This is a genomic window from Anaerolineae bacterium, assembly GCA_025062375.1.
Taxonomy (GTDB): Bacteria; Chloroflexota; Anaerolineae; order SpSt-600; family SpSt-600; genus SpSt-600.
This window is the reverse complement of sequence record JANXAG010000018.1, coordinates 1-25,453: the sequence shown is the minus strand read 5'-3', so window position 1 is coordinate 25,453 and position 25,453 is coordinate 1. Positions and strand designations below refer to the sequence as shown.

Below are 25,453 nucleotides of genomic sequence, written 5' to 3'. Positions count from 1 at the left end.
TCAATGCCTCCACTGATCGGGTGGGAGTCCGAACTGATGTGCGGGGGATTTTTATTCCCACTCTATAGTGGCCGGAGGTTTAGAAGTTATATCGTAAACGACCCTGCCTACGCCAGGCACTTCGTTAACGATGCGGCTTGAAATCCGGGTTAAAAGTTCAAAGGGCAAGCGAGCCCAATCAGCTGTCATACCATCGGTGGAAACAACGGCCCTTATGGCTATAACGTAATCGTAAGCTCTGGCATCACCTCTTACTCCTACGGAGCGCAGAGGGGTAAGCACCGCAAAGTATTGCCAGAGCTCTTCGGCCATGCCGGCTTTTTCCACCTCTTCGCAGAGGATAGCATCCGCAGCCCGCAGGATTCTGAGGCGCTCCGGGGTCACTTCTCCTAAAATGCGCACAGCCAATCCCGGTCCGGGAAAAGGTTGCCGGTAAACCACTTCCCTGGACAATCCCAGAGCAAGCCCGACCTCCCGAACTTCATCTTTGAAAAGAAAACGCAAAGGTTCCACCAGCTCAAAGGGCATATCCTGCGGGAGCCCCCCAACGTTGTGGTGGGTTTTGATGCGTGCAGCTGCTTTGCCTGTGGGAGAAGCCCTTGATTCTATAACATCCGGATAAATAGTGCCCTGGACCAGAAAACGGATGGGGCCAATTAGACGTGCTTCTTCGGTGAAAACCCGTATGAATTCTTCCCCCACAATGCGCCTCTTTTCCTCTGGATCCGTGATTCCCCTGAGTTTTTGCAGAAATCTCTCCTCGGCTTCCACCACCCTTATGTCTGCCTCCATCGTTCTCTCTAGGGCTGAAAGCACCCTATCTCTTTCACCCTCCCTCAAAAGTCCATGGTCTACGAAGATGCAATGGAGTTTTTTGCCGATGGCTTTCGCTACCAGAGTGGCAGCTACAGTGGAATCAACACCTCCCGATATAGCCGCTACTGCTTCCTCACCTCCGATCTGCTCGCGGATGCGTTTTATGCTTTCTTCAATAAAGAACCCCGGGGTCCAGGATGGTTCCAGGCGGCAGACCCGGAAGAGAAAATTGGCAATGATCTCCTTTCCCAGGGGGGTGTGAACCACTTCAGGGTGGAACTGGAGGCCAAATACGGGCAATTCTCTGTGGGCAATGGCAGCTAAGGGCGAATTCTCGGTTTTAGCCAGCACTTTAAAGTCTGGAGGAAGCTCCTCAACCCTGTCCCCGTGGCTCATCCACACCTGAAATCTGGGGGGCAGCCCTGCAAAAAGCGGGTCCGGATCTAAAACTTCTAGAAAAGCAGGGCCGAACTCTTTCCTGGGAGCGGGAGCTACTTTACCTCCGAGGGCTTTAGCCAGAAGCTGCATACCGTAACAAATCCCCAGAACCGGAACGCCGGCTTTCAGCAGGTATGGCGGGAGAAATGGCGCACCCTCTTCGTAGACACTGGCCGGTCCTCCCGAAAGGATAAAGGCGGCAGGGGAAAGTCTGAGAACTTCTTCCTCGCTTGCATCCCAGGGGACGAGCTCACTGTAGACCCTGCACTCCCGTACTCGCCGGGCTATGAGCATAGCATACTGGGAGCCATAGTCCAGAATCACCACTGAGCTTTTACTCATACCAAAGCTCCCTCAGCTCCTCGCCGTGCACACCAGAGCCCAAAAGCGCCATGAGGCGCACCCGGGCTTTTTGCCCATTTAAATGATGGGCGAAGAGAACACCTGCTGAGGATAGATCCCTATAAGCCCCAGGATAGCCGTAAGGGTCGTAAATTCCTCCTGCCTGGCATCTGGAGGCAATGACCACGGCTACGCCTTCTTCAATGGCTTTCCTTATAGAAGGCATCCACCATGGGGGGACTCTTCCCGCTCCCATTCCTTCAATTACCACACCTTTTGCCCCTCTCTCCAGAGCGAAAAGCAGGAATTCATCGCCCATCCCCACCCCTAACTTTATGAGGTAAACTTTTTCCTCCAGTTTCTTAAAGGGGATTATCTTACGGGGGATGTTCCATGCAAAGATTACCCTATCCCCATCGATCCTTCCCATAGGTCCCCAGCCGGGGGAAACAAACGCTGCAGGGCTGAGAGTGTGGTTCTTGGTTACGTAGCGAGCGGCATGGATTTCATCGTTCATGACCACCATAGCGCCGCGGCCCTTAGCCTGAGGGGAAGAAGCAGTCCTCAAGGCAGCTAGAAGATTAGCCATACCTTCGTACCCGGCCTCACCGGCTGTCCTCATGGCTCCCGTAAGGACTATGGGCTTTTCAGTGGGGATGGTAATGTCCAGAAGATAGGCTGTTTCTTCTATAGTGTCAGTCCCGTGGGTTATAACGATGCCTGCTATGTCCTCCCTCTGGGCTAAATTGTAAACCCTTTCCCTCAAGCTTCCCAGAACCTGGAGGGTGAAATGGGAACTGGGCAGGTTGCAGTGCTCCTCCACGACCACCGGCGGGAAGCCTTCCGGAAGCCAGGCTAAAAAATCCTGAGAGGTGAGAGCTGGTAGGGCTCCCTCGCCTTTAACCTGCTCCTTCATGGCAATGGTTCCGCCAGTAGTGACAAGAGCGAGCGCCACGGCTTCTACCCTCGCATCTTAAGTTCTGAGGGGATTATATCATTCCGACAGGGAAAGGCCAAACCCTGCACCCCAACCTTCAGGAACCTCCACCTGGGGCGGAAAGCTTTCCCTATTGCCGTTACACCCCGAACACTTGAGCTTAACATAACATAAATTGTCACCGCCATCCGGTAGCGATCTCCTGGCTTAAAAGCCTGCTGTTTTTGACACATATTCGGTTTTCCGTTAACATTTTAAATACCCTGAGGGAGATAAGGAAAAGAGCATGGGGTATATTGTATACCTGCTGTTTCGCCTGGCAAAATGGCTCTGTAACCTTTTGCCGCCGTGGGTGAGCTACAGAGCGGCGCTCGTGATAGGAGATATCCTCTATTTACTCAGTTTCAAGGTCAAAAGCAACCTGCTGGACAATATCGGGCATGTTACGGGGCAAAGGGATAGAGAAATTGTCCGCAAGATCTTCCGGCACCTTGCCCTTAACCATGTGGACCTTTTCCTTACTCCGCGCCTTTCAGCCGATAGCCTGGGGAAAAGGTTAGAAATAGAGGGCTTCAACTACCTCCTGGAAGCCTTAGCCAGAGGCAAAGGCGTTATCCTGGCTTCAATACATATGGGCTGCCCCGATGTTGTGGCTCAGTGGCTGGCCTTCAAGGGCTTCCGTGTTACCGTCCCGGCCGAAGTTATATCTCCTCCCGCCTTTTTCCAGTTCATGACGGGGCTCAGGTCGTCCCATGGCCTCCGCTTTATACCCGTCAAGGGCCCGCTAATGGAGCTGGTGAGGGCTTTGCATCGGGGAGAAACCATAGCTCTGGCCCTGGACAGGGATGCTTCCGAAAGTGGAGTTAAGGTCAATTTCTTCGGCAAACCTGCTCGTCTGCCGGATGGTGCTCCCCGCCTGGCCTACCGCACCGGAGCCCCAATAGTTATGGCTTTCTGCATAAGGAGACCCGATAATTCCTTTAAGGTGTGGGTGGAACCCCCCCTTTACGTCAATAGAGAAGGGCCCAAAGAGGAAGCCATCGCTGAGGCGCACAGGAAAATAATCGCCACAATGGAAAAATACATAAGGGCTTATCCAGAACAGTGGCTCCTTTCTGTTCCTCTGTGGAAGGAGAGCGATGAAGATAGCTCTGGTCTCTCCTTATGATTTTTCCGTCCCGGGAGGGGTGGTTAAACACATCTACTACTTAGACAAATACTTCCGGGAGATGGGCCACCAAGTCAAGATAATTGCCCCTTGCTCCCGGGAAGACGCCCCCCTTCCGGAGCACCTCATAAAAGCCACTGGCCTGGTGGTGGGGATACCCTCAGCAGGCTCAGTGGCAAGAGTTTCCCTTTCCCCTCTGATCTACAGGAAAGCCAAAAAAATCCTGGAGGAGGAAAACTTTGATGTGGTACACATCCACGAACCACTGACCCCTGTATTGCCCATCGCCATCCTCAGGCACTCCAGGGCTATCAACGTAGGGACCTTTCATGCTTACAGGCCCGACCCTCACCCCGTCCTCGAATATTCCGACATTATCCTGCGCCGCCTGGCCAACAAGCTGGACGGAAGAATTGCGGTTTCCAGGGCCGCCAGGGACTACATAAGCCGTTATATTCCGGGGGATTACCGCATAATTCCCAATGGAGTTGATCTTGAACTGTTTGAAACCAGAGCGAAGCCTATCGAGCGGTTCTGCGATGGCCGCCTTAACGTCCTTTTCGTGGGGAGGCTTGAAAAGCGCAAGGGCTTCAATGTCTTGCTGGAGGCTTTCAAGCTCGTTCAGATGGAAGTACCCGATGCCAGATTGCTGGTGGTGGGGGCTTTCAGCAATGAAGATAAGAGGCCCTTTGTGGAGTTCATCCGTAAGAACCGGATTCACGGAGTCCGTTTTATTGGCTATGTGCCGGAAGAAGAACTCCCAAGATACTACCATACCTGTGACGTTTTTTGTGCACCTTCATTGGGCTACGAAAGCTTTGGCATGGTACTGGTAGAAGCCATGGCCGCAGGGAAACCTGTAGTGGCCTCGGCCATCCCGGGTTACTCCGAGGTGGTAAAAAGCGGAGTGGAGGGCTTGCTGGTTCCCCCGGGCGATTCCCAGGCCTTGGCCAGGGCTATAGTCCACCTCCTCAGGAATCCCCAGCTCAGGGCCACTATGGGCGAACTGGGCAAGAAAAAAGCAGCCCGATACTCCTGGCGCCGGATAGCCTCGGAAGTGCTTGAATACTTCCAGGAATTAGCAGAACAGGGAAGGGAGAAAGCTAAATGTTAGGAGAATTGCTCAGGGAGAAAACCCGTAAATTTGTGGAAGAAGTAGCGAGGGCTATAGGAGCTACAGGAATCACCCCCAATGTCCTGACCATTATCGGGTTCCTTCTGACATTCCCGGTAGCCCTGGCCCTTGCTCTGGGAAAATGGCTGACAGCCGGAGTCCTTCTGATCCTGGCGGGCCTCTTCGACGTAATAGATGGCTCTGTGGCTAGGGTCATGGGCCGAGTGAGCCGGTTTGGGGCGTTTCTGGATTCAACGCTGGATCGCCTGAGCGAGGCCGTAATTTACCTTGGATTTGCGATTTATTACCTTAAAAGTCAAAATTTTACAGGAAGCCTCCTCTGCTATCTGACCCTAGTGGGCTCTTTCATGGTAAGTTACACCAGAGCCAGAGCTGAGGGGCTCGGTGTTGAATGCCGGGAGGGCCTCTTCACCCGCTTTGAAAGGCTCGCCGTGCTGGCCCTGGGACTTCTGATCGGGAAACCCCTGTGGGCTCTGGGACTTCTGGCCTTGTTTTCAAACCTTACAGCTTTCCAGAGAATATTCCTGGTCCGAAAGGCCCTTAATGGAAAAGGTTATCGAGGACCATCATGATGATGAAACCAGCCAGAAGTCCAGTGGTTCCGATACGGGCGTAACCTTTACGGTGAGTTTCCGGTATGATCTCTTCGCTTATGACATAGAGCATGGCCCCGGCAGCAAAGCCCATAGTTACCGGAACGAGGGGTTTAGCTAAAGCTACGGCGGCAGCCCCCAGAAAACCTGCCAGGGGTTCTGCCAGACCTGAAAAGGCAGCGTAAACCAGAGAACGATAGGGGGAATAGCCTTCCCGGACGAGGGGAAGAGCGATGGCCAAACCTTCGGGCATGTTCTGAAGGCCTATGGCTATAGCCAGAGTCAAAGCAGTGGAAAACTCACCGCTTCCAAAGCCAACACCGACGGCCAGCCCCTCAGGGAAGTTGTGCAGGGTTACGGCCAGAATAAGAAGCCATATACGCCTTAGAGCCGAAGGTGGACCCTCTGCCCCTTCTATGAAGTGAAAGTGAGGGACGACCCTATCGGCATAAGCCAGGAAAAGGGCACCCAGAACAATGCCTAGAGAAGTAATCCAAACCCCTCCGAGGTTTATAGCTGGAACAAGAAGGCTGAAGACTGTAGCGGCCAGCATGACACCAGCTGCAAACCCTAACAGAGTATCTAAGAGCTTGTCCGAAACATTTCGGAAAACAAGCACGGGCATAGCCCCCACGCCGGAGGCTAATCCTGTGACGGTGGTAGCCAGTGTGCCATAAAGGATCAATTGCCACTCATACATCGCTTCCATCATGGTTCATCCTCCGGAGGGGAAAATTATAACCGGAGCAGGCTAAATGTCCAAAGTTTTAATTCTAACCATAACGCTTTCCCTGCTAATACAACCCCAGAACCTTGTGGTAGCCTTCGCAGCCTTCAAGGATGGCAACTGGGACCTTTACGCGCTTGAGCTTGAGACGGGCAAAGTCTTCCGCCTCACCTCCCATCCGGCAGAGGATTGGGACCCTGCTTTCTCGCCCGATGGCAGGAAGCTAGCCTTCTCTTCCCGCCGCGATGGAAACTGGGATATATACCTCATGGATGAAAAGAGCAATGTGGTTCGCCTTACTTCAAACCCCCATTACGATGGGAAGCCAGCCTGGTCACCTGATGGCAGGTTTATAGCTTTTGAATCTTTCAGAGAGGGAGATCTGGACATCTGGCTTATGGAAGCTGATGGCTCAAACCCTCGCAATCTCACCCCCGATAGCCCTGCCGGCGAGGCTGAGCCTGCTTGGTCACCTGATGGCCGTTTCTTAGCTTTTACCTCCTGGCGTTTTGGCGATAAAGACCTTTTCCTGCTGGAGCTTGATACTGAAAAGTTAATCCAGCTCACCACCGAAACCACTGATGAATATTCTCCTTCCTGGTCGCCCGACGGCAGTAAATTGGCTTTTATTAGAGAAGAAAATGGACGCAAAGCTATCTGGGTTATGGAAATTGAAAGTAGGAAAGCCTATCGCATTACCTGGCTTTCAGCGGAAGACTCACCCGTGTGGTTGCCTGATGGTCGCCTCGCTTTCATTGCTTACCGTTACGATGGTGAAAGGCTCATGTTAGGTAAAAATCCGGGCTTCCTATCCCTCCCTGAAACCCTCCTGGGGCCGGCTTTCATCAGGGGGGGCTTGAGCGTCTCCGGAGCCTTCAAACTCTCCGGAAAAGAAATTCCAGCCCTGAGCTTAAAAGCTTCTCCTCCCCCTGCTTATAAAGGTGCCCTCAAAGAACTTAAAGGGGTTAAGGTCCATGACCCCAGGCTCAGCGGCGCAGTGGCGGACTCTTTCGCCTACTTGAGGGAGCGAATTCACCGCGAAGTAGGCTACGATTTCCTCGGGCGTTTGAGCGAAGCCTTCCGTCCCTTAGATTTCCAGAGCGAATATGCCGATTACACCAGCTGGCATAAAGCAGGGAGAGCCTTTGACCTCCACTTTGACACCGATCGTCTTCTGATAGCTCGGGAGGAAATGGGAGGGGAAACCTGGTGGAGGGTTTACCTCTGGTGTGCAAGGCAGGACGGCTCTTGCGGGGAGCCTCTGCGCCAGCGCCCATGGGAATTAAGCTACAGCCCTGGAAAAGAAGGAAACCCCGGATTTATCCCTAACGGCTACTACCTGGACTTCACCCGGATAGCTCGGGAAGCTGGGTGGGAACGTATCCCAGCCCATCAGGGGGAAGATTTTGACTGGCGCTGGGATTACAAAGCTCTGGAATTCTGGCACTACCAGAGAAGAGATGGCCTTATCTGGTATAAAGCCATGGAACAAATCCACCCTCCCGGGGAATTGCAGAAGCTTTTTTCCTGGGACAGAGCGGCCGAGGAAGGGGTACCTATGCACCTTATGAAGGCCAAAGGCATAGAAGTACCGCCGGACAGAGCTTACTGGCTCAAAATCTCGCCGTAATAAAAACGAGGAAACAACCCTCAACGAACTGGAACGGGTGCGGGAAATCCTTTTTGGCACCCAGATACGCTCTACCGAGCGGCGTTTGGAGGGACTGGAAGCGCGCATTGAAACCAATTACCGCGAACTTACTGAAATGGTCAATCAGAAAACCAGCTCTCTGGCTGATTCGTTTGCCAATCAACTGGCTTCAGTGCGCAGAGAACTGATCGAAGGGGTGGAAAGGCTGGCCAGCGAGCAAACAGCACAATTGCGAGCGACTCAGCGAACTATTAGTGACCGTCTAGAAAAGCAATGGAACGACCACAGTAAAGATAACCAAACAAGGCGAAGAGCAAGCTGCCCAGTTGCGTGTCCTCCGGAAAGAGTTAAGGAAGCGAATTGATCGACAGGTTGCAGATCTTATGGCTCATCGGGCGTATGAATTATTTGCTCTCTGGGCTCCTGGACCGAGAACAAGCGGAAAAGGGGCCGCTCCGTTTATCCTTTGTTCCGTGCGACCTGGTCAGAGTTATCCGCAATGTGATTTCCATGGCACCACCGGACTCAATAAATCGTATTGAACTGAAGGGACTCAGGAAGCTGGAGTTAAAAGCCGATGAGCGGCGTTTACACCAGATCTTTTACAATTTGATGGAAAATGCCCTCAAATACGCTCCTTCTGACCAGAATATCCCGATCAATATCTACCGGCAGGGCGATTGGGCCGTTGTGGAAATCAACGACCGGGGTAAGGCATTGTCTCAAGAAGAAATTGCCAAACTGTTTCAGGCGTTTTACCGCACCGAAGAAGCCCAGAAAAGTGGGATTCCTAGCACCGGTCTGGGCCTCTTCATCTTAAAACGCTGGTGGAAGCTCACAGCGGTCGGGTAGAAGTAAAAGGCTTAAGAACGATTTTAGAGGCGAGTCATCTCCTTTTACGATACCCTGGTAGCCTCCTTTCTGGATGGTTAAACTTTGGTAAGAGTTTCCTTCAGATATTTCGCCACCAAGAAGGGATCATCAGAAATCACACTTGCGGCATAGAGCTCCATAGCCCCGAAATCTGAAGTGCGGTTTGAAGGGTCGCCCCTATCCACAATCCTGACCAGGCAAGGGAATCCTTCCCAGTCCTCCTGAGTTGAAGCCAGAGGGGGCAAGTAAAATGCAACGTTAAAGCTCTTAACTCCCATCCGGTCAATGAAAGCTCTCAGAACTTTATACACTGCTCCCTTAAGGCGGTTAGATAATTCCGAAGCCAGCAGAAGCGTCTCCTTTTCTTTTATCGGTGTCAGGTAAACAAGGTAGCGAACCCCATCATCTTCCCATCCGAGCCCCAGCGCTTCATGTATCCGGTAGAGGTCATCAAAATAATTGGAGCCGAACCTTTCTCTGTAGCTCAAAGCAGCCCGGCGAAGGGCTTCAACCTTGGGGTAATGCATTCCCCTGGTCAAAGTCATCTGAAGGTGCCCATGGATTATGGAAGCGCCGCTTTTCCAAAGGCAGTTCCACATTAGAAAGAAATAACGGGCTTCGGGGTCGGCCTGGTGGGCCTTCTGAGCCCACTCAAGGGCTGTATCAATGTAATCCTTTACTTCTTCTGGGCTGAAAATCAAAGGATTATGCTGGTCAAAAATAACAAGGCCATGGAAGCCGTCGTACTTAGCGACATTGGAAGCGGTAATGGAGTGTCGGCCTCTTATGCGCCCGAAAACATCGGAAGGGGTAAGCTCGAGAGGCCGGCAGAAAGGGTCCCCTTCCTGAGCTCTGATGAGGTTATCCACCTCTTCAGAAGAACGGGTCTCCATTGGCCGCTCAGATCTCAGGCTGTTGAAGAGGGCCCCTTCCAGAGTGATAAGGTTAACTATTTTTATGATTTTCTGCCGAAGGACTCTATCCACCGAACTAAAACGAGCTTCAATCCAGGGAACCATGGAGGGTGGTGGTTCAAGACCCCCTTCGCTGATAAACACTCTAAAGATGCGCTCAAAAAGGGAACGCTCCTCTTCACCGATTTGGTGCAAGTAATCCTCAATTTTAAGGATGCTTTCTCCCGACACCATAGTCCTCCAGACGTTTGAGCTCTTTTTTGGAAGCCAGCGCTTTGTAATAGAGGTCCTCGTATTTTCTGGCCGAGGCCTCCCATGAGAAATCAACTCTCATCCCCTGAAGCTGGATACGGCGCCACTCTTGGGGGTTTTTGTAACGCTCCAGAGCTCTAACGATGGCCCCAAACAGTGCCCATCGGTCATATCGCTCAAAGACAAAACCGGTCCCTTCGCCTGTTAATGGATTGTAATCTTTAACTGTATCGGCAAGGCCTCCAGTAGCTCTTACTATCGGGACGCTTCCGTAACGCATAGCTATCATTTGTCCAAGGCCACAGGGCTCAAAGCGGGAAGGCATGAGAAACATATCGGCTCCAGCGTAAATCCTCTGAGCTAGAGGAGCATTGAAGGTTAAAAATAGCCCCATATTCCGGGGATAGCGCTTTGCTATTCCCCTGAGCACATCATGGTAGTGTTGCTCCCCGGTCCCCAAGAGCACGAATTGCACTTCAAAGTTATCAAAAAGGTGGTCGAGAATCTCCACCAGTATATCAAGCCCCTTCTGATCTGTAAGGCGTGAGATCATCCCGATGAGGGGAATGTCGGGGTTCTTGGGTAAGCTGGCTTCTTCCTGAAGGGCTAACTTGTTCTGAACCCTCTTATCCAGAGAGCTGGCGTCGTAATTTACGGCTATGTAAGGATCAGTGGCGGGATTAAAGGTTTCATAATCAATGCCGTTGAGGATGCCAAATAACCGATCTCTTCTATCCCTGAGGAGCGGATCCAGCCTTTCGCCGTATTCAGGGGTTAGGATTTCCTGAGCATAGCGAGGGCTAACGGTGCTTATTACATCGGCAAAGTAAATTCCCCTGGCCATGAAATCCACCACATTGTTCAGATCGGCCATGTCGGGGTGATAAAGAAATCCGTACTCATCTAACCCTGCTATTTCCAAAACTCTGTACCCGAATATCCCCTGATAGGCTAGGTTGTGGATGGTATAGACGGTGGCGATTTCGGAGTAAAAGGGGTCATCCCGGTAAATGGTTCTAAGCCAGTTGGGGATGAGGGCCGTATGCCAGTCATTGCAGTGGATGATATCGGGCTTGAAGTTCAGGGGCTTGAGCATTTCTAAGGCTGCTCTGCTGAAAAGGATGAATCGTTCTGCATCGTCGGGATACATGTAAATGCTTTCCCGGTTGAAGTAACGGTCATTGTCTATGAAATAAACGGGCACATCCTTGCCGAGAGTGCCTTGGAATATTTTCACAAGCTCTTTTTCCTCGTCCATGGGAATCTGCAGGTTTTCCAGGACTAACTGCAAACCGAATTTTTCAATGCTTACGCGTCCGTAGCGAGGCATTGCCACTCGAATGTCATGCCCAAGGGCTTTTATAGCTTTGGGCAATGAGCCCGCTACGTCCGCCAGCCCTCCAGTTTTGGCAAAGGGAACTACTTCTGCAGCCAAGTAAAGGATCTTAAGTTTATGCTCCATGCATTTACCTCCCTCTGACTTGATTGAGCCACATTGGCGAGATATTTTAACCATAAATGGATAGAATGCCAAATTTCCTCTTTTTCCCACCCTCGTGGGCTTTGGGCTTGCCACGGTTTAGGGTCCCACTCGTGGGCGGGATGCAAGGGTCGGCTGATCGCTCCCTTTTAGAGGTTTTTTTGGGGGACACCCCCCAACCCCCGGGGTGGGGGCTTTACCCCCCTCCACCCCCCGATTTTCCCCACCCTCATGGGCTTTGGGCTTGCCACGCTCAAGGGTCCCACTCGTGGGCGGGATGCAAAGGGTGGCTGTTCGCCCCCTTAGTTGGGAGAATTTAGGGGACACTTGAAAGCTTCGCCGGGGGGAGAGCTTTTGCCTTTTCCATTCTCTAAATGCTGTGCTGGCAGGGGATTGTTGTGCTTGTAACAAAGGTTAAGTGCTATCGCGAGGGGTAAAGCGACGGAGAATTCTCTCCAACACTGACAGGAGATTGCCTCGCTCGTAGTAACGCAGCTGGCTTTTACGTGGAAGTAACAAGTAGGCGAGGATGAGCAATAAACCCAAAATAAGAGCCACTGCTATGAACTCCGGAGGAAGGCGAGAAATCCCCGCCCCCAAGAAAGCCGATGCCGCAACTCCAGGCAGCCTCCCAATTATTATTGCCGCCAAAAGCCATGGAATCGGTATTGAGGAAAGGCCTGCCAAAAAACAAAGGGCATCATCAGGGAAGAAAGGCAAAAGAAAAGCAATGAAGAAAAACCAGATCCCAGCCTTAACCGTTAGCTCGTCTACCCGGGCAAGAGTTTCTTTCGCCACAAAGCGTTCTACCAGCGGGCGCCCGAATTTTCTGGCAAGGGTTATTGCTAAGATTGAACCTAAAATAGTTCCTATCATACTGTAAACGGTCCCAAACCACGGACCGAAAATATACCCCCCTGCAACTCCGAGAAACTGGCCAGGTATCGGGGCCAGAAAGACTTGGAGAGCTTGAAGTAAAATTAGAACAAAAGGCCCCCAACCCCTGGAGGTCAGAAGGATAGCTCTCGCTTTCTCCTCCGAGAACCAGAAAGAAAACCTCCTCAGCTCTAATGCCATAAACAGAAAAAGCAGAATCAGAAGGATCGCTAAACTAACGCTTCGGAAGCCAGAATATGAACTTGGACCCCTTACCCGGCTCGCTTTCAACCCAGATTTTACCTCCATGAGCCTCTACAATCGCTTTGGTTATATAAAGTCCAAGGCCAACCCCCTTGGTCTTCTTCTTGAGAGGGGAATCAGCCCGGTAAAACCGTTCAAAAATCTTCTCTTGCTCTTCTTCCGGTATCCCTATCCCCTGATCCACGACGTAAACATAAACCTTATCCTGGTCCACCCACCCTCCTACCCAGATCGTCCCACCTTCAGGGGAATATTTTACCGCATTGTTCACCAAATTCTCCAGCACTTCCCTGATCCTTTCCTCATCGGCCAAGATGACAGGAAAATCCGGCGGAAAAGCCACCTCGAAATTATGTTTGGGGCTCTGGCGCCGATAATACTCCACTACTTTGTCCGCTATCCTGGGGATCCAGACATCTCCCATCTCCAACTTTAAGGCCCCAGCCTGAATGCGAGAAGCTTCCAGAATGTTGTCAATCATCCGGCTCAGGCGATCACTTTCTTCTTCTATGGCAGCTAGGCTTTCCTTGATAATTTTCTCATCCCAATGAGCATCCTCCCGCCGCAAAGTATTGGCATAACCTTTGATTATGGCCACAGGGGTTTTAAGCTCATGGGATATAGCCGAGATCAGGGTGGATTTGAGCTCCTCCGCTTCTTTAATATTGGTTATATCCCGCACGCTTGCAATTACATTCGTCACCTTCCCTTCTTTATCGGTGAGGCGAGCGTAAGTGATGCCTACGGCAACACGCTTCCCGTCCTCGCGATATATTTCACCTTCAAGGTAGAAAGGTAAATCAGAGCTCTCGGCTTTAAGGAAGGGACACTCTTTCTGGCATAAATCCCTGCCTCTGGAATCTTTCAAACGCAGAACGTCCCAGCAATATTTCCCCAGAGCTCTTTCAGGCCTTATGCCAGTAATCCGGCTCATGGCTCGGTTGAAGACCTCTATCTTCCCTTTATCATCCAGAATCATTATGCCATCAGCACTGTGTTCTATTATCGCTTTCAGGCGTTGCTTTTCAGTTAGAACTTCCCGGTAGAGGCGAGCATTCCTCACGGCTATAGCTGCTTGATCGGCAAAGCCCGCTAAGATCTGACGTTCGTCCTCGGAGAAGGCCAAGCCTGTGGTTCGAAATACATAAATTACACCCAGAAGCTCATCTTCAGTTACAAGAGGCAAAGCTATTACCTGGCGGAGAGGGATGCCGGTGGCCAGGGAAACGACCCTGAGGCGCATTTCCAGGTGAGGAAGGGAAAGACCTTGATCCCCCAGGAAATAAATTTCGGCCAGAAAGGGCTCAAAGTAGGGAAGTAGCTCCGGGTCCATACCATAGCTTGCCATTATACGGAAAGTCTCGTCCTCCTTGAGCACGATAAGTCCAATTTCCCCAGCTAAAAGCTCCGCTGAAGCTCTCAAAATCAAGCGCAGTAAAGATTTGAGGTCCAGCCGGGAGGTCATAGCCTTGGCTATTTCAAGAAGATATTCCCTTTGCCTGAGCCTGTAATCTATGTAACTTATTATCATGAATGCTCAATCTCCCTGTGAACCTGGAACCAATCTTCCAGAAGCCTTCTGGTCTCCTCGAGCCTTTCTCTCTTTTGCGCTTCGTAATATTGCTGAAGGAATTCAAAGATCACACCTTGAACCCTGGAAGGATTGCGGACGTTCTTGAACTCCAGCACTCCCGCTGGAGCTGCGGTAGTAACAAGGACATCACCCATTCCAATTATGCGACCCCAAATGCCCATCCTAGTGGTCACGTCCTGAACAGAACTCATGGGAGCCATCTTGCGAGTGATTCTGGAAAAGATCCACACCGGCGGGATTACAGGCAACACGGGCGTGATCCTCAACATCACGATCTGCTCAGGCGTTACGATATACCTTTCGTTGGCCCAGTCCCATCCCCTGGTCAAAAACCAGAGAAAGTTCAGGGTCAGGAGAAAAAGGAACATACAGATTAAAAAGCCTTCCAATCTTAACCATGAGGCTGAAATTAACAGAAGCAGGAATGTAAGACCCGGAAGCCAGATCTTTTTGACCAGCACCCACCAATGGGTATACCAGGTCACTTGATTTGCCTCGCGCTTTTCCCCTCTGAGGGGGTAAAGCAAAGCGGCAAGCGGAAAAGACTTGGGTTGCTCGGAAGGGGGCGACTTGGGAATTTCTTCCCCGAACATTATCCTCCTTATCCTTTCTCTTTCTTCCGCTCTTTCCCACCTTAAGGCTCTTGCCTTCTGCTCGTTGATGATTCTTTCCACCTCTTCTGGCCTGCTTATGTTTTGGAAAACAATGGGCTGAGTCCTGGCAGCAGTGGAAATAATGATGTCGCCTACCCCGAATATAGTTTTGGGGAATCCTCTCTCAATATCAACGCCCTGGATCCGTTCCAGAGGAGCCTCGTGGCGCGCCGCTATATGATAAGGGATCGTTTCAATCAAAGCTACACGCCTGTTGGTGATTATATAACGGTCAAATCGCCAGTTCCAGAGCACAATAGAGCTCCATCCGGCCCATGCTATTAATAAAAAGACCAGAATAAACATGAGCACAATCCCTCTAATCCAGAGGGCCAGAAGCCCCGATAAGATAAATAACAAAAGGGAAATAATAAGCCAGGGAAAAAGCACTAACCAGTGGCGGTGTCCGAGCCAGACTATCACTTCCCCTTTTACCATCCATTCGTAACGGGGCGCCTCCCAGAGCCTCTTCACTTCAGGACGAGGGCGAAGCTTCTGGCGAATCTCCGGTTTGCGGCTTAAGAGAGCGTCAAACTCGCTTTTCTCAATGTATAAAACTTCTAAATCAGTCCTGGCCACGACAGTGGCATCCCGCGGTTCCCCTACCAGCAGGGAAGTCTCTCCGAAAGAGTCGCCTTCTTTGAAAAACCGGACAGGTCTTTCCTTGCCGAACTCATCTACAGAGCGGGCTATGGCTTCCCCGGAAAGGATAATATAGTAAACAGGCTTCAGTTCTCCCTGCTCCACTATGCGGGCTTTCTCAGGGAACCGCTCGCTTTTGGCGATGGCCGCAAGCTCCCTCAGTTCCGCATCGCTTAAATCTTTAAAGAGCGGCTGTTTTTTGAGCAGCGAAATTATCAGTTCCGTTGTCAAGGGGTTTTTCTCCTTTCTCCATTTCCAGTAAATTCTTCAAGGCCGCCAGAGCCACTTCTATCATCCCGTCGTCAGGTTGACGGGTGGTGAGGCTCTGAAGGGCTAAGGCAGGCCACATGAAAGCCCGGACTAAACTATTGTAGCTGTAGCGGTGCCCAAACCTTATAATTTCATAGGAAACCATTACAATCACAGGGATGAGAACAAGCCTGGTTAAAAGGCGCAGGATAAGGGGCTGTTTTCCGAGCAGAGCAAAAATGATTATGGAAACTATTACAACCCAGAGAACAAACCCTGTCCCACACCTAGGGTGATAAGTCCCAAACCGACGTATCGACTCGGGATCCAGGGGAGCTCCCATTTCATAAGCATTTACAGCTTTGTGTTCAGCTCCGTGATAAGCGAACACCCTTCTAACATCAGGCCAAAGGCTCACCATGGCTATATAGCCCAAAAACAAGCCGAGCCTTATAACCCCTTCCAGAAGGTTTATGAAAAGCGTAGAAGGTATAAACTTTTCCAGCAAACCAGCTATTAGCGCGGGAAGGAGAAAGAATAAAGCCAGAGCAACAGCGAGGGAAAACGAAACGATAAACCAGGCCCACACCCCTTTTATCTCCGTTTTTTCCTCCTGCAGGGCAACGTTAGCTGAAAAGAAAAGCGCTCTTAACCCCAGAGCGAAAGCATCCCAAAGCATTATCAATCCTCGTACAAAAGGAATCCTGGCCCAGAGACTCCGGTATATTTTCGGGTCAAGGGGTTCGGAGTGGATTACAATTTGGCCGCTCGGGGAGCGCACAGCGATGGTTAGAACCTTTTCCCCTCTCATCATTACACCTTCGATTACTGCCTGGCCTCCGTAGTTCATGGGAAGCTCACCTCAAAAGTTTTCAAGTTATTTTATAATCACTGGCTAAATAAACGCAATATGAATGGCTACCTTTTCCTGTCGCCAAACGTTTCCACCGACCCCGGGACTTCCTTTGCTCGCTTGTTTCCCCGGGGCAGCTCAGGGCTCCGGATGCTTGTCCTGGTGGGGTCGGTCAACCGGAAGAAGCTCCTACGTCTTGAAGCCTTCGGGCCGTATGTGTAAACTGGCTCAGAGTGGGCCTGGAAGAATCGGCAGCATACCGCTTACACCGGTGTATAGAGGGAAAGAGCGGTCCCTATTTGGCGCTGCAAGAGCCAGGCCACCCTGTTAGCTACCTTTTGCCCTGGCTTTGGAAATGGTTTATAATTAACCCAGGAGAACTTACGATGAAGGAAAAAGTCCTTTATGTGTGTCAAAAGTGTGAGGCATCTTTTCCCAAGTGGATGGGTAGATGTCCTAAGTGCGGGGAGTGGAATACCCTGGTTGAAAAATCTGTAGAAGTCCGCAAGGTATACCCCCGCACTCTTGTTACCCCTACATCTGAGCCCCTTCCCATAACCGCCGTTCCTTCCGAAGATGTGGCCAGGATCGAAATCCCTATGGTAGAGCTGAACCGGGTGCTGGGGGGTGGCATAGTTCCTGGTTCTGTTATCTTGATAGCAGGGGAACCAGGCATAGGCAAATCCACTTTACTTTTGCAAATTGCTTCCCTGCTGGCTCGCGAAAGTGCTCGGCCGGTTCTCTATGTTTCCGGAGAGGAATCCGTTCGCCAGATCAAAATGAGAGCAGCTCGCCTTGGGGTTCAGGAGGAAAATCTCTACGTTCTGGCTGAAACTTCTTTGGAACAAATTTTAAATCACATTGAGCGGATGGAGCCTTTCACGGTGGTGGTTGATTCCATCCAGGCCATTTATTCCGAGGTTCTGGAATCAACCCCAGGAAGCGTGGTGCAGGTCAGGGAGTGTGCTTACGCCTTTCTCAAACTGGCCAAAGCTACAGGAATTCCCATTTTCCTGGTAGGACACGTGACCAAAGCCGGGGATATAGCAGGGCCGAAGGTCCTGGAACACGCTGTTGATACTGTTTTATACCTTGAAGGCGACCCCTTCCATGCTTATAGAATACTGCGCAGCGTGAAGAACCGTTTCGGAGCCACTTCAGAAGTAGGGGTTTTTGAGATGGAAGAGCAGGGTTTGCAGGAGGTGCCTAACCCTTCGGAGATATTCTTAGCCGAAAGGGTTCCCAGTGCCTCCGGTTCAGCCATCGCCGTGACTATGGAGGGTTCAAGGCCCCTTTTGGTGGAAATCCAGGCCCTTACCTCTCCCACAAGCTTCGCTATCCCCCGCCGAACTGCTAATGGCATCGATCTTAACAGGCTCCTGCTGTTAATTGCTGTATTGACCAAGAGGGTAGGATTGCATCTTTCTGACCAGGATGTATTCGTGAATGTGGTAGGGGGGATAAAGATAAAGGAGCCTGCAGTGGATCTGGCAGTGGCTGTGGCGATAGCTTCAGGTTTTCGGAATGTCCCTGTGGCAGCGGATTTAGCAATTGTAGGGGAGATAGGGCTTGTGGGGGAACTGAGAGGGGTAAGGCAGATGCCCCAGCGCCTGGCTGAAGCCGCCAGGCTTGGCTTCAAAAAGTGTCTGGTCCCTTCCAGCTCTTTGAAGGCCGGCCAGAAAAATTTTGATGGTATGGAGATTGTGCCGGCCCGCTCTCTGGAAGAAGCCCTTGATGTAGCCCTTGTGCGGTGAGGTCTTTATGCTTCCCCTGGCTCATATTGGATTGAGCCTTGCGACGTTCGGTTTCCTCCGAAAAAAAGGTTTTTTCAAAGGGCTTGATTATAAGAAAGTGGCTCTGGCGGCTATACTGCCCGACTTAATCGATAAGCCTCTGGCGATCTTCGTTTTCCCGGAGTCCAAATCAGCCCTCCTTTTCTCTCACACCTTGCTTCTCCACCTTGCCGTCTGGGTGGGTATAGCTCTAAAAAATTGGCGCAATCTTCCCTATGCCTTGGCTTTTTCCGGCCACTTAATACTGGACAGAATCTGGGAATTTCCTCAAACCTTTTTCTTCCCCTTCAGGGGCTGGAGCTTTCACCGCTGGCGGGATGTAGGCTCTCCCGAGGCTTTCGGAAAGGCTTATTTTGAAGTCATGATGGAACACCCGGAGCTTCTGGTGGGAGAGGTTGTAGGAATTATAGCTTTGCTCTGGTTTTTTAGGGAGAAAATAAAGGGTAAATTATGAGGGTGATTGCTGGAGAAGCAGGTGGAATAAGGCTGCTTTCGGTCCCGGGGAGAAAAACTCGCCCCATAACCGATAGGGTAAAAGCTGCTCTCTTTGACATCCTGGGTGGTAAAGTCAAAGGGGCCTCTTTTTTGGATCTTTTCGCCGGCACCGGAAGTGTAGGCATAGAGGCTCTGAGCAGAGGTGCAGCTAAGGCTACCTTCGTGGAAAAAGACCCCTTTGTTATCCGGGTTTTACAGGAAAATTTGCGTCGGACAGGTTTTGAAGCCCGAGCAGAAATTGTGCAAGGAGATGTCTTTAAATTTCTGGAGCGGGAAACTTCCAGATCCTATGACATAATTTACTTAGCCCCGCCACAATATTTAGGCCTGTGGGCCAAGACTTTGCTCCTTCTGGATAGAACCCGGCACCTTCATCCCGATGGGCTTGTAATAGCGCAAATTTTCCCCAAAGAGTACGAGGAGTTACCTCTTGAAAACCTTAAGCTTAAAGACAAACGCCGTTACGGAAGCACTCTTCTATGCTTTTACAGCCTTTGAGGAGGAGGTCTGCTATGGAGATGGCTCGCCTTAAGGCCAAGGTTCATGGTATAGTACAGGGGGTAAACTTCCGATATTACACTCGCCTTAGGGCCCAGGAACTGGGTATAAAAGGGTGGGTGCGCAACAATCCCGATGGCACAGTGGAAGTGGATGCTGAAGGGGAGAAGGAGGCCCTGAGCAAGCTGCTGGAATTTTTGCATCGCGGCCCGCCCAGTGCAGTGGTCACAAAGGTGGAAGCGGAGTGGTTGCCTTTCCAGGGCCTTTACGATAGCTTTAAGGTGCGTTTCTGATGAAACAGAATATAGAACGCATTGCCTGGCTTGTCCTCATAACCTCTTTCGCCATTTTCTGCCTCCTGGCAGTGGGGATTCCTCTTTCCATCCGTTGGTACATAATTAATGCTACGGTATCCCACAGTGCTTCGGTCACTGTGATAGGGAGCGTGATCTTTGTCAGGGAATCTCCCTATGCGGAGCCCTTGGGGGTAGCTGAGAGCCGGATAATTAGAGAAGGGTCTCTGGTGGAAGCCCCCGATGAGTCTTCCAGGGCCGTTATCACCTTTTTTGATGGAAGCATCGCTGTAATCTATGGTAAAGCTAAGGTGGAAGTGACCAGAATGCGCTCTCCCCGTTTCCGCTGGAGCTCTAAACCACACCTTATCTCCTTAAAGGTTGATAGAGGCAGAGTGCGTTTAGTGGTGGTTGCCCATCAGGAAAGGCCTCTCTCTTTCCAGATTTTAACGCCCCATACTTCTGCTTCCCTCAGGGAAGGCAGCTACTCAATAGAAGTGGGCGACAGGAGCACTGAGATAACCGTAAGAGATGGAAAAGCCCTGGTGGGATCTGAAGAGGATCTGGTAACCCTGTTCGAAGGGCAGCGCACAATAATCGAAGAAAACAAACCGCCTGCACCTCCTCTGCCTGCGGCCCATAATCTTATTAAAAACGGCGACTTCAAGGAACCTTTGCTTCCTTACTGGCAAATAATCCTCTACAAACACGACCCCAATACTCAGGATGGGGAAGTCAAAATCGTAGAAGAACGTGGCCGCAAAGTCCTTCGCCTCTACCGCCATGGGGATGACGGAATTCACACCGAGACAGGCGTCCTCCAGTTAATAGAGAAAGATGTGCGAGATTATGAATATCTCAACCTGCGCTTTGATGTCAAAATTGTCTATCAGAGCCTGGCAGGAGGTGGATATCTCAGCTCAGAGTTTCCCCTGATGGTGCGGATCAATTACAGGGACATTTACGGCTTTGACCGTTTCTGGGTGCACGGATTTTACATAGTTGAGCCAGATCCGTCCCTCAAGTGGCCCATTTATAATGGGGAAAAGATACCGGCTGACGTGTGGTTCCCTTACGAGACAGGCAACCTCTTTGAGATCCTTAAGGACACTCGCCCCGCTTACATTACCTCCATCCAGATTTACGCTTCGGGGTGGAATTACGAGAGTTATGTTGCAGAAGTAGGACTCATCGGGCAATAAAGTACTGGGCACCCCCGCTGGGGCTAAGCTCATGAACTTCAGGGGTAAAGCCGAAGCGGCCCCGGTAAGCTTCCCTTAGCTTTTCCATCAGGATTTGGGTTGAATTTTTGTCCACCAAAGTTACAGTGCACCCTCCGAAGCCAGCTCCAGTAAGCCTTGAACCATATACCCCTTCACAGGCCGCGGCTGTTTCCACAAGGAAGTCCAGTTCGGGAGAGCTCACCTGGTAAAGTTCTCTTAAGCTTTTATGGGAAAGATACATCAACTGCCCAAAGCTTGCCAGATCATTTCTCCTTAGGGCCTCTATCGCTTTTATAACCCTGGCATTTTCCTCCACTACGTGTTTAGCCCGGCTTCTTAGCGGTTCAGGGAGGATATCTTCCCATCCGGGCATCTCCTCAGGCTTCACATCCCTGAGGAAGCGAATATGGGGCCATCGGTTCTGGAGGAGTGTTACAGCTTCTTCACATTGCTTTCTTCTGAGGTTGTATTCGGAGCTGGCTAACTCTCTCCTGATCAGACTATCGGCCACGACCACTGAGACATTTTCCGGGAAGGGGATGTGAGCATAATCCAGGGTCAGGCAATCCAGGAAGAGGGCATGTTTTTCTTCAGCCAGCAGAGAAGTCCATTGGTCCATTATCCCGCAGCGCATTCCCACGAATTCGTTTTCAGCTTGCTGACAGAGAAGGGCAAGTTTTTTCCTGTCGGGATTTACACCAGCCAGGACGGTGAAAGCCAGGGCTACAGCTACTTCCACCGCAGCTGAGGAGCTCATCCCAGCCCCTATAGGTATATCGCCTCCTATCACCGCTTTCACCCCAGGAATTTCAAACCCTTCCTTCCCGAGGGCCCATGCCACCCCCCGAACATAGTTGCTCCAGGGTTTAAAAGGCTCAAAAGTTATGTTGTCGGGAGAAAAAGAAGTCTCATCCTGGAAGTTGAGGGCATAGAAAGTCACCTCTTTCAAAGGGTTGCGGGAAGCTGCTACCCATATATAGCGATTGATCGCCACTGGCAGGACAAAGCCCCCGTTATAATCAGTATGCTCTCCTATAAGGTTTACCCTGCCAGGGGCTTGAGCGATGATCTCAGGTTCTTCTCCCCAGCGCTTTGTGAACTCGAGAGTTATTTCTTTCAATGTCAAAGGCTGGATTTTCTTAACCTCCATAGTTTAACTCCTTCCCGCAAAATCATTTTACCTCAAAAGATGCAATCTCAGCCGTTTCACTTTCGCCCACTTTAAGGTTGTACCAGACTCCAGGGGCTGGTGAGTGGTATACGATGACTTTAAGCTTATATTGACCTGGTGGCCAGTTTGGCTTCAATGGCAATTCATAGTAATCTCCTATCACTTCTCCTGGCGACCAGAGGAACGTTGGATAGCACCCTAATACTGCTGCAGGCCTGTCCTGCTGGATGACTTCTTTCCCATTGGGGCCAACGAGGCGTACGGAAAAGGAGTAGGCTTGTTCCATAGGGGTAAGAGCTTGCCAGTAAAGGGTTATGGGAAGCACGTCGCCTCGCTTCAGAGAAATTTTCCAGAGTTTATAACCTTTCAAACCGAGCTTCCCATCAAAATTTAAATCCAGCGGTATGGCCTCGGAAGGGATATGGGTGGAAGGTTCTTCCCGGAGGTGGATCACAGGCCCTACATTATCCAGAAATCTTCGTCCATATAAAGCTGGAAAAGCCCGCGCAGCGTACACAGGCCTTCCTTCCTGCCTTGCTTTCTCCACTACAGCATCAAATTTCCATTCCTCATCCAAGCTTATGACTTGGACATCGGGGCGTTTCCCTTCAATCAGTTGCAAATACCAGAGAGGAGTTGCCTGTTCCCAATCGGCGATGATAAGGCTGTGAGGAGCCACAAGGTTGAAGGTGAGTTCAGCGAAGCGGCGAGCATTCCACCCCCTCAGACTCTGCCGATAAAAATCTAAAGGGGCTCTTCTTGTTTCTTCCAATACATGGTAATTATTAAGACCGAGCATCCCCAGCCCCATAGTAGAACCTATGAAAAGCCCTGTAGAAATAGCCTTTGGCCAGTTTCCCGAGGTTCTTAACCCCAAGGCTAATTTCATCAGAAAATCCACCCCCAGCCCTATCCAGAGGGCGAAAATTAAGTGAGCCGGCAAAAGGAGGAAAAACAGCAACTTTTCCCCCAGCATTGGTATGCACACAAGGGTGAAGCCCACAAGAGCGAGGTAGCTTAAGAGCAAAAACACCATCTCTCTGGATTTGATCTTCGCCAAATAAATCAGCCCCGCAAAACCCAAAGCAAAGCCCAACCAATGAAATTGCTGGATTGTATAACTCGCAAACACATAAAGCCGTTTCAAAAAGATGGAAACGGTTATAAATCTTGACGAAGCTACCGCACCCCAGAAAATTACAAAGTCCAAAAAGCGGTCTAAAGTGTTTGGTTTATCCCTGTCAAAGGGTGGGGCCATAAGGCTTCGGATAGGCAAGTACAAGTAGAGCAAAAGAGGGATTATCAGCATTATCAGGGCTATCAGTAAAATGCGAGGACTCCTCACTAGCTGGATTAGCTTATCCCAGAGGAGAAAGGCGAGGGCCGGGAAAAGTAATACGATAGTTCGGTGGTGTGCCAGGCTTAATCCAAGAACTAAACAAAAGAGCCAGAAGGCTTTTATGGAGCCTTTGCCTTCTGCAGAGGTCTCGCGAAGGGAAAGGGCCAGATACAGGACCAGGGCAAAGGAAAAGGCAGTAAGGCTGCGGATTCCGGCCATTGTAGCCCATTCCCAGAAAAGAGGATTGAGAGCTAAGGAGAACGAAGCCAGCATTGCTCCTGCCCTGTTGCTCCCCAGGCGACGAGTCATCAGGTAAATCAAAGCCACCGTTGAGGCTGCCCATACTGCTGAGAGAAGGTTCATCCTCAAAGCTACGTTGCCCAGGGGAACTGCGTGCCCCCAAACCCAACCCATTAGGGTGTAAAGGGGGTAACCTGGAGCATGCATTAGCCCTAAGATGTAAGGGACAAACTGGGCTTCTCCCGGGTCTCCACCTACTATATCAGGAGACAGGGTCAGCAGGTAGATGATGAACGAGCTTAACCCCAGAAGAGAAGCCACAAGAATATCCGGTTTCTTAAAGACAAGGATGTGCTCTCTTTTCATAAATGCAACCGGCGCGATGTTTCCCAAATTTTAATCCATTCTTCAATGGTTAGAGTTTCGGCACGCCTTTCAGGGTTTATACCTGCTTCGGTGAGAAGTCTTTCCACTACCTCGGCCGGTAAGCCGAGCCCTCTTTTGAAAGCGTTGCGAAGAGTTTTGCGCTTCCCTCCAAAGCCAGCCTTTACTATTCGGAAAAAACCCTCTTCTTCTCCTGCCGGTACGAGGGGCTCCGGCAAAACTTCCAGTCTCACCACAGCTGAATCCACCTCTGGTGGAGGGAAGAAAGCGCCCGGAGGGAGGTATGTTATGAGCTCGGGTCTGGAATAAAGCCTCACACTGACGGAAAGAAGGCTCATTTCTCCGGGATGGGCCAGGATTTTCTGGGCAACCTCTTTCTGAACCGTTACAACAATTACCGAAGGCCTTGGGGTATTTTCCAAGAAATGGCGTAATATGGCTGATGCTATGTAATAAGGTAAATTGCCCGCGAGCTTATAGGGCACTCCGGCACACCTTCCCTGCTCTAAGAGGGCACCCGGGGGAAATTCCAGAACATCGCCCTCCACTATTGTCACGTTAGGCAAAACCGCACAAACCTCTCTCAGGACTTCCACAAGGCGCCTGTCAATTTCTACTGCTATTACCTTAGCCACCCTCTGGGCAAGGGGTACGGTGAGAAACCCTGTGCCCGCCCCCACCTCCACGATCACATCCTGAGGGCAGGGGGCAAGGGCCTCCATGATTTTTCTCATGCCTGTCGGGCTTATCATGAAATGCTGGCCCAGGCTTTTACGGGGCCTAATCCCCTTTTCCTTTAGAATTTTCCTGGGGTCCTGAGCTTCCACTTCTAACGCCTTCTGCGCTCCTTAGGCCAATCTGGGATTACCCAGTTGATTTTCTCAGGCGGGGGAGGAGGGGCCAGGAGGTAAACATCAACCCATTTGTACCAGAGCACCAAATTATCTTCATCATAGCACAAGTCAATACGGCGCCCCTTTATTTTCCCACCCGTATCGGCAGCAAAGCCTACCCCGTAGCCCGGCACGTATACCCAGGTTCCAAGGTTCACAACCTTCGGATCCACCGCTACAATGCCTTTCCTGGCCCTCAAACCCATGCGGGTTATTCCATAAAGGGGGTGATCTCTTGTTTTTCCCGCTGTAGCTGCAGTGTAAGATGTTGCCAGCATCCTTATGCGCCGCCAGTATTTTATCGTCCCTTCCGGGGTTTCCAGTTCCCGGATCACAATCTTCGTCCCGTAAGCGATAATTCTGCTTACAGGGGGCACGGCTACCCATTGATCCTCAAGCTTTCGCTCTTTCTCTTCGCCATTTTCGTAAATTACACGGTAGCGCTTGCGGAATATCCCATTTTTCCCTTCCTGAACCACCATCCTCGTGTCCAGCTCCATAGACTCATCAGGTTTCCAGTGGGTTTCGTAGGGGATTGGCTCCTCTTGCATCAGAATTTCTTCTTTTACCCTCACAACCTTCACTTCAATCCCGTCAAAGATAGGGCTTTCAAGTGGAGGGATAGTATAATCGCGTCCTGCCAGTATTAATTTTTCCTGAGCCATGA

The 25,453-nt window shown here is 50.9% G+C and carries 23 protein-coding genes and 2 pseudogenes; 11 read left to right on the top strand and 14 right to left on the bottom strand.

Annotation, left to right across the window (positions count from 1 at the left end):
- Positions 1-51: 51 nt before the first annotated feature.
- Entirely contained in the window at positions 52-1,596 is a 1,545-nt protein-coding gene (gene guaA / locus NZ653_06345; GenBank protein ID MCS7286732.1) for a glutamine-hydrolyzing GMP synthase, read from the bottom strand.
- Complete coding sequence (locus NZ653_06340; protein MCS7286731.1) at positions 1,589-2,551, bottom strand: asparaginase; 963 nt, start codon at positions 2,549-2,551, stop codon at positions 1,589-1,591. Before NZ653_06340 ends, guaA begins: the two co-directional genes overlap by 8 nt.
- A 268-nt stretch (positions 2,552-2,819) precedes the next feature.
- Between NZ653_06340 and NZ653_06335 the strand changes: the two genes are divergently transcribed.
- From NZ653_06335 to NZ653_06325, 3 genes are read left to right on the top strand one after another with little or no spacing between them, the layout of a single operon-like run.
- Positions 2,820-3,701, top strand: a complete 882-nt coding sequence (locus NZ653_06335) for a lysophospholipid acyltransferase family protein (protein ID MCS7286730.1) — start codon at positions 2,820-2,822, stop codon at positions 3,699-3,701.
- A complete protein-coding gene (locus NZ653_06330; protein MCS7286729.1) occupies positions 3,673-4,815 on the top strand; it encodes a glycosyltransferase family 4 protein in 1,143 nt (380 codons plus the stop codon). The genes NZ653_06335 and NZ653_06330 overlap by 29 nt, the downstream gene beginning before the upstream one ends.
- The gene (locus NZ653_06325) at positions 4,809-5,408 is read left to right on the top strand and encodes a CDP-alcohol phosphatidyltransferase family protein (protein MCS7286728.1); all 600 of its coding nucleotides are present in this window, start codon (positions 4,809-4,811) and stop codon (positions 5,406-5,408) included. Before NZ653_06330 ends, NZ653_06325 begins: the two co-directional genes overlap by 7 nt.
- Here NZ653_06325 and NZ653_06320 read toward each other — a convergent pair.
- Positions 5,377-6,141, bottom strand: a complete 765-nt coding sequence (locus NZ653_06320) for a ZIP family metal transporter (protein MCS7286727.1) — start codon at positions 6,139-6,141, stop codon at positions 5,377-5,379. The genes NZ653_06325 and NZ653_06320 overlap by 32 nt on opposite strands.
- 43 nt (positions 6,142-6,184) lie before the next feature.
- Here NZ653_06320 and NZ653_06315 point away from each other — a divergent pair, with 43 nt between their 5' ends.
- From NZ653_06315 to NZ653_06305, 3 genes are read left to right on the top strand one after another with little or no spacing between them, the layout of a single operon-like run.
- The gene (locus NZ653_06315) at positions 6,185-7,786 is read left to right on the top strand and encodes a hypothetical protein (protein ID MCS7286726.1); all 1,602 of its coding nucleotides are present in this window, start codon (positions 6,185-6,187) and stop codon (positions 7,784-7,786) included.
- Between the two features lie 37 nt (positions 7,787-7,823).
- Positions 7,824-8,171: a hypothetical protein gene (locus NZ653_06310; protein ID MCS7286725.1), complete on the top strand. Its 348-nt coding sequence runs from the start codon at positions 7,824-7,826 to the stop codon at positions 8,169-8,171.
- Positions 8,172-8,206: 35 nt separating this feature from the next.
- Positions 8,207-8,659, top strand: coding sequence for an ATP-binding protein (locus NZ653_06305; GenBank protein MCS7286724.1), 453 nt, complete (start codon positions 8,207-8,209; stop codon positions 8,657-8,659).
- A gap of 77 nt (positions 8,660-8,736) precedes the next feature.
- On the opposite strand, the gene NZ653_06300 is transcribed toward NZ653_06305, so the two are convergent.
- The 6 genes from NZ653_06300 to NZ653_06275 all read right to left on the bottom strand — a co-directional run bounded on the left by NZ653_06300 (position 8,737) and on the right by NZ653_06275 (position 16,454).
- A complete protein-coding gene (locus NZ653_06300) occupies positions 8,737-9,828 on the bottom strand; it encodes a hypothetical protein (GenBank protein MCS7286723.1) in 1,092 nt (363 codons plus the stop codon).
- On the bottom strand, positions 9,803-11,308 hold the full coding sequence (locus NZ653_06295) for a glycogen synthase (GenBank protein MCS7286722.1): 1,506 nt from the start codon (positions 11,306-11,308) through the stop codon (positions 9,803-9,805). Before NZ653_06295 ends, NZ653_06300 begins: the two co-directional genes overlap by 26 nt.
- Positions 11,309-11,740: 432 nt before the next feature.
- Entirely contained in the window at positions 11,741-12,403 is a 663-nt protein-coding gene (locus NZ653_06290; protein ID MCS7286721.1) for a TVP38/TMEM64 family protein, read from the bottom strand.
- A 34-nt stretch (positions 12,404-12,437) separates the two neighbouring features.
- On the bottom strand, positions 12,438-13,997 hold the full coding sequence (locus tag NZ653_06285; protein MCS7286720.1) for an ATP-binding protein: 1,560 nt from the start codon (positions 13,995-13,997) through the stop codon (positions 12,438-12,440).
- The gene (locus NZ653_06280) at positions 13,994-15,586 is read right to left on the bottom strand and encodes a cyclic nucleotide-binding domain-containing protein (GenBank protein MCS7286719.1); all 1,593 of its coding nucleotides are present in this window, start codon (positions 15,584-15,586) and stop codon (positions 13,994-13,996) included. Before NZ653_06280 ends, NZ653_06285 begins: the two co-directional genes overlap by 4 nt.
- Complete coding sequence (locus NZ653_06275; GenBank protein MCS7286718.1) at positions 15,537-16,454, bottom strand: DUF1385 domain-containing protein; 918 nt, start codon at positions 16,452-16,454, stop codon at positions 15,537-15,539. The genes NZ653_06280 and NZ653_06275 overlap by 50 nt, the downstream gene beginning before the upstream one ends.
- Positions 16,455-16,843: 389 nt before the next feature.
- On the opposite strand from NZ653_06275, the gene radA reads away from it, so the two are divergent.
- From radA to NZ653_06250, 5 genes are read left to right on the top strand one after another with little or no spacing between them, the layout of a single operon-like run.
- On the top strand, positions 16,844-18,211 hold the full coding sequence (gene radA, locus NZ653_06270) for a DNA repair protein RadA (GenBank protein ID MCS7286717.1): 1,368 nt from the start codon (positions 16,844-16,846) through the stop codon (positions 18,209-18,211).
- 7 nt (positions 18,212-18,218) lie between these two features.
- Positions 18,219-18,704, top strand: a complete 486-nt coding sequence (locus tag NZ653_06265) for a hypothetical protein (GenBank protein ID MCS7286716.1) — start codon at positions 18,219-18,221, stop codon at positions 18,702-18,704.
- Positions 18,701-19,243 carry a 16S rRNA (guanine(966)-N(2))-methyltransferase RsmD gene (gene rsmD, locus NZ653_06260; protein MCS7286715.1) on the top strand — a complete coding sequence of 181 codons (543 nt, stop codon included), beginning with the start codon at positions 18,701-18,703 and terminating at the stop codon, positions 19,241-19,243. Before NZ653_06265 ends, rsmD begins: the two co-directional genes overlap by 4 nt.
- A gap of 14 nt (positions 19,244-19,257) precedes the next feature.
- The gene (locus NZ653_06255; GenBank protein ID MCS7286714.1) at positions 19,258-19,536 is read left to right on the top strand and encodes an acylphosphatase; all 279 of its coding nucleotides are present in this window, start codon (positions 19,258-19,260) and stop codon (positions 19,534-19,536) included.
- Positions 19,536-20,738 (top strand): FecR family protein, encoded by a 1,203-nt coding sequence (locus tag NZ653_06250; GenBank protein ID MCS7286713.1) that lies wholly within the window; start codon positions 19,536-19,538, stop codon positions 20,736-20,738. Before NZ653_06255 ends, NZ653_06250 begins: the two co-directional genes overlap by 1 nt.
- On the opposite strand, the gene galK is transcribed toward NZ653_06250, so the two are convergent.
- The 5 genes and pseudogenes from galK to NZ653_06225 all read right to left on the bottom strand — a co-directional run bounded on the left by galK (position 20,725) and on the right by NZ653_06225 (position 25,286).
- Positions 20,725-21,909, bottom strand: a complete 1,185-nt coding sequence (galK, locus tag NZ653_06245) for a galactokinase (GenBank protein MCS7286712.1) — start codon at positions 21,907-21,909, stop codon at positions 20,725-20,727. The genes NZ653_06250 and galK overlap by 14 nt on opposite strands.
- A gap of 22 nt (positions 21,910-21,931) precedes the next feature.
- Complete coding sequence (locus NZ653_06240; GenBank protein MCS7286711.1) at positions 21,932-23,875, bottom strand: DUF2723 domain-containing protein; 1,944 nt, start codon at positions 23,873-23,875, stop codon at positions 21,932-21,934.
- On the bottom strand, positions 23,872-24,720 hold the full coding sequence (rsmA, locus tag NZ653_06235) for a 16S rRNA (adenine(1518)-N(6)/adenine(1519)-N(6))-dimethyltransferase RsmA (protein MCS7286710.1): 849 nt from the start codon (positions 24,718-24,720) through the stop codon (positions 23,872-23,874). The genes NZ653_06240 and rsmA overlap by 4 nt, the downstream gene beginning before the upstream one ends.
- A 131-nt stretch (positions 24,721-24,851) precedes the next feature.
- Positions 24,852-24,968: pseudogene (locus tag NZ653_06230) on the bottom strand (3D domain-containing protein).
- 216 nt (positions 24,969-25,184) lie between these two features.
- Positions 25,185-25,286, bottom strand: a pseudogene (locus NZ653_06225) (G5 domain-containing protein).
- Positions 25,287-25,453 lie beyond the last annotated feature (167 nt).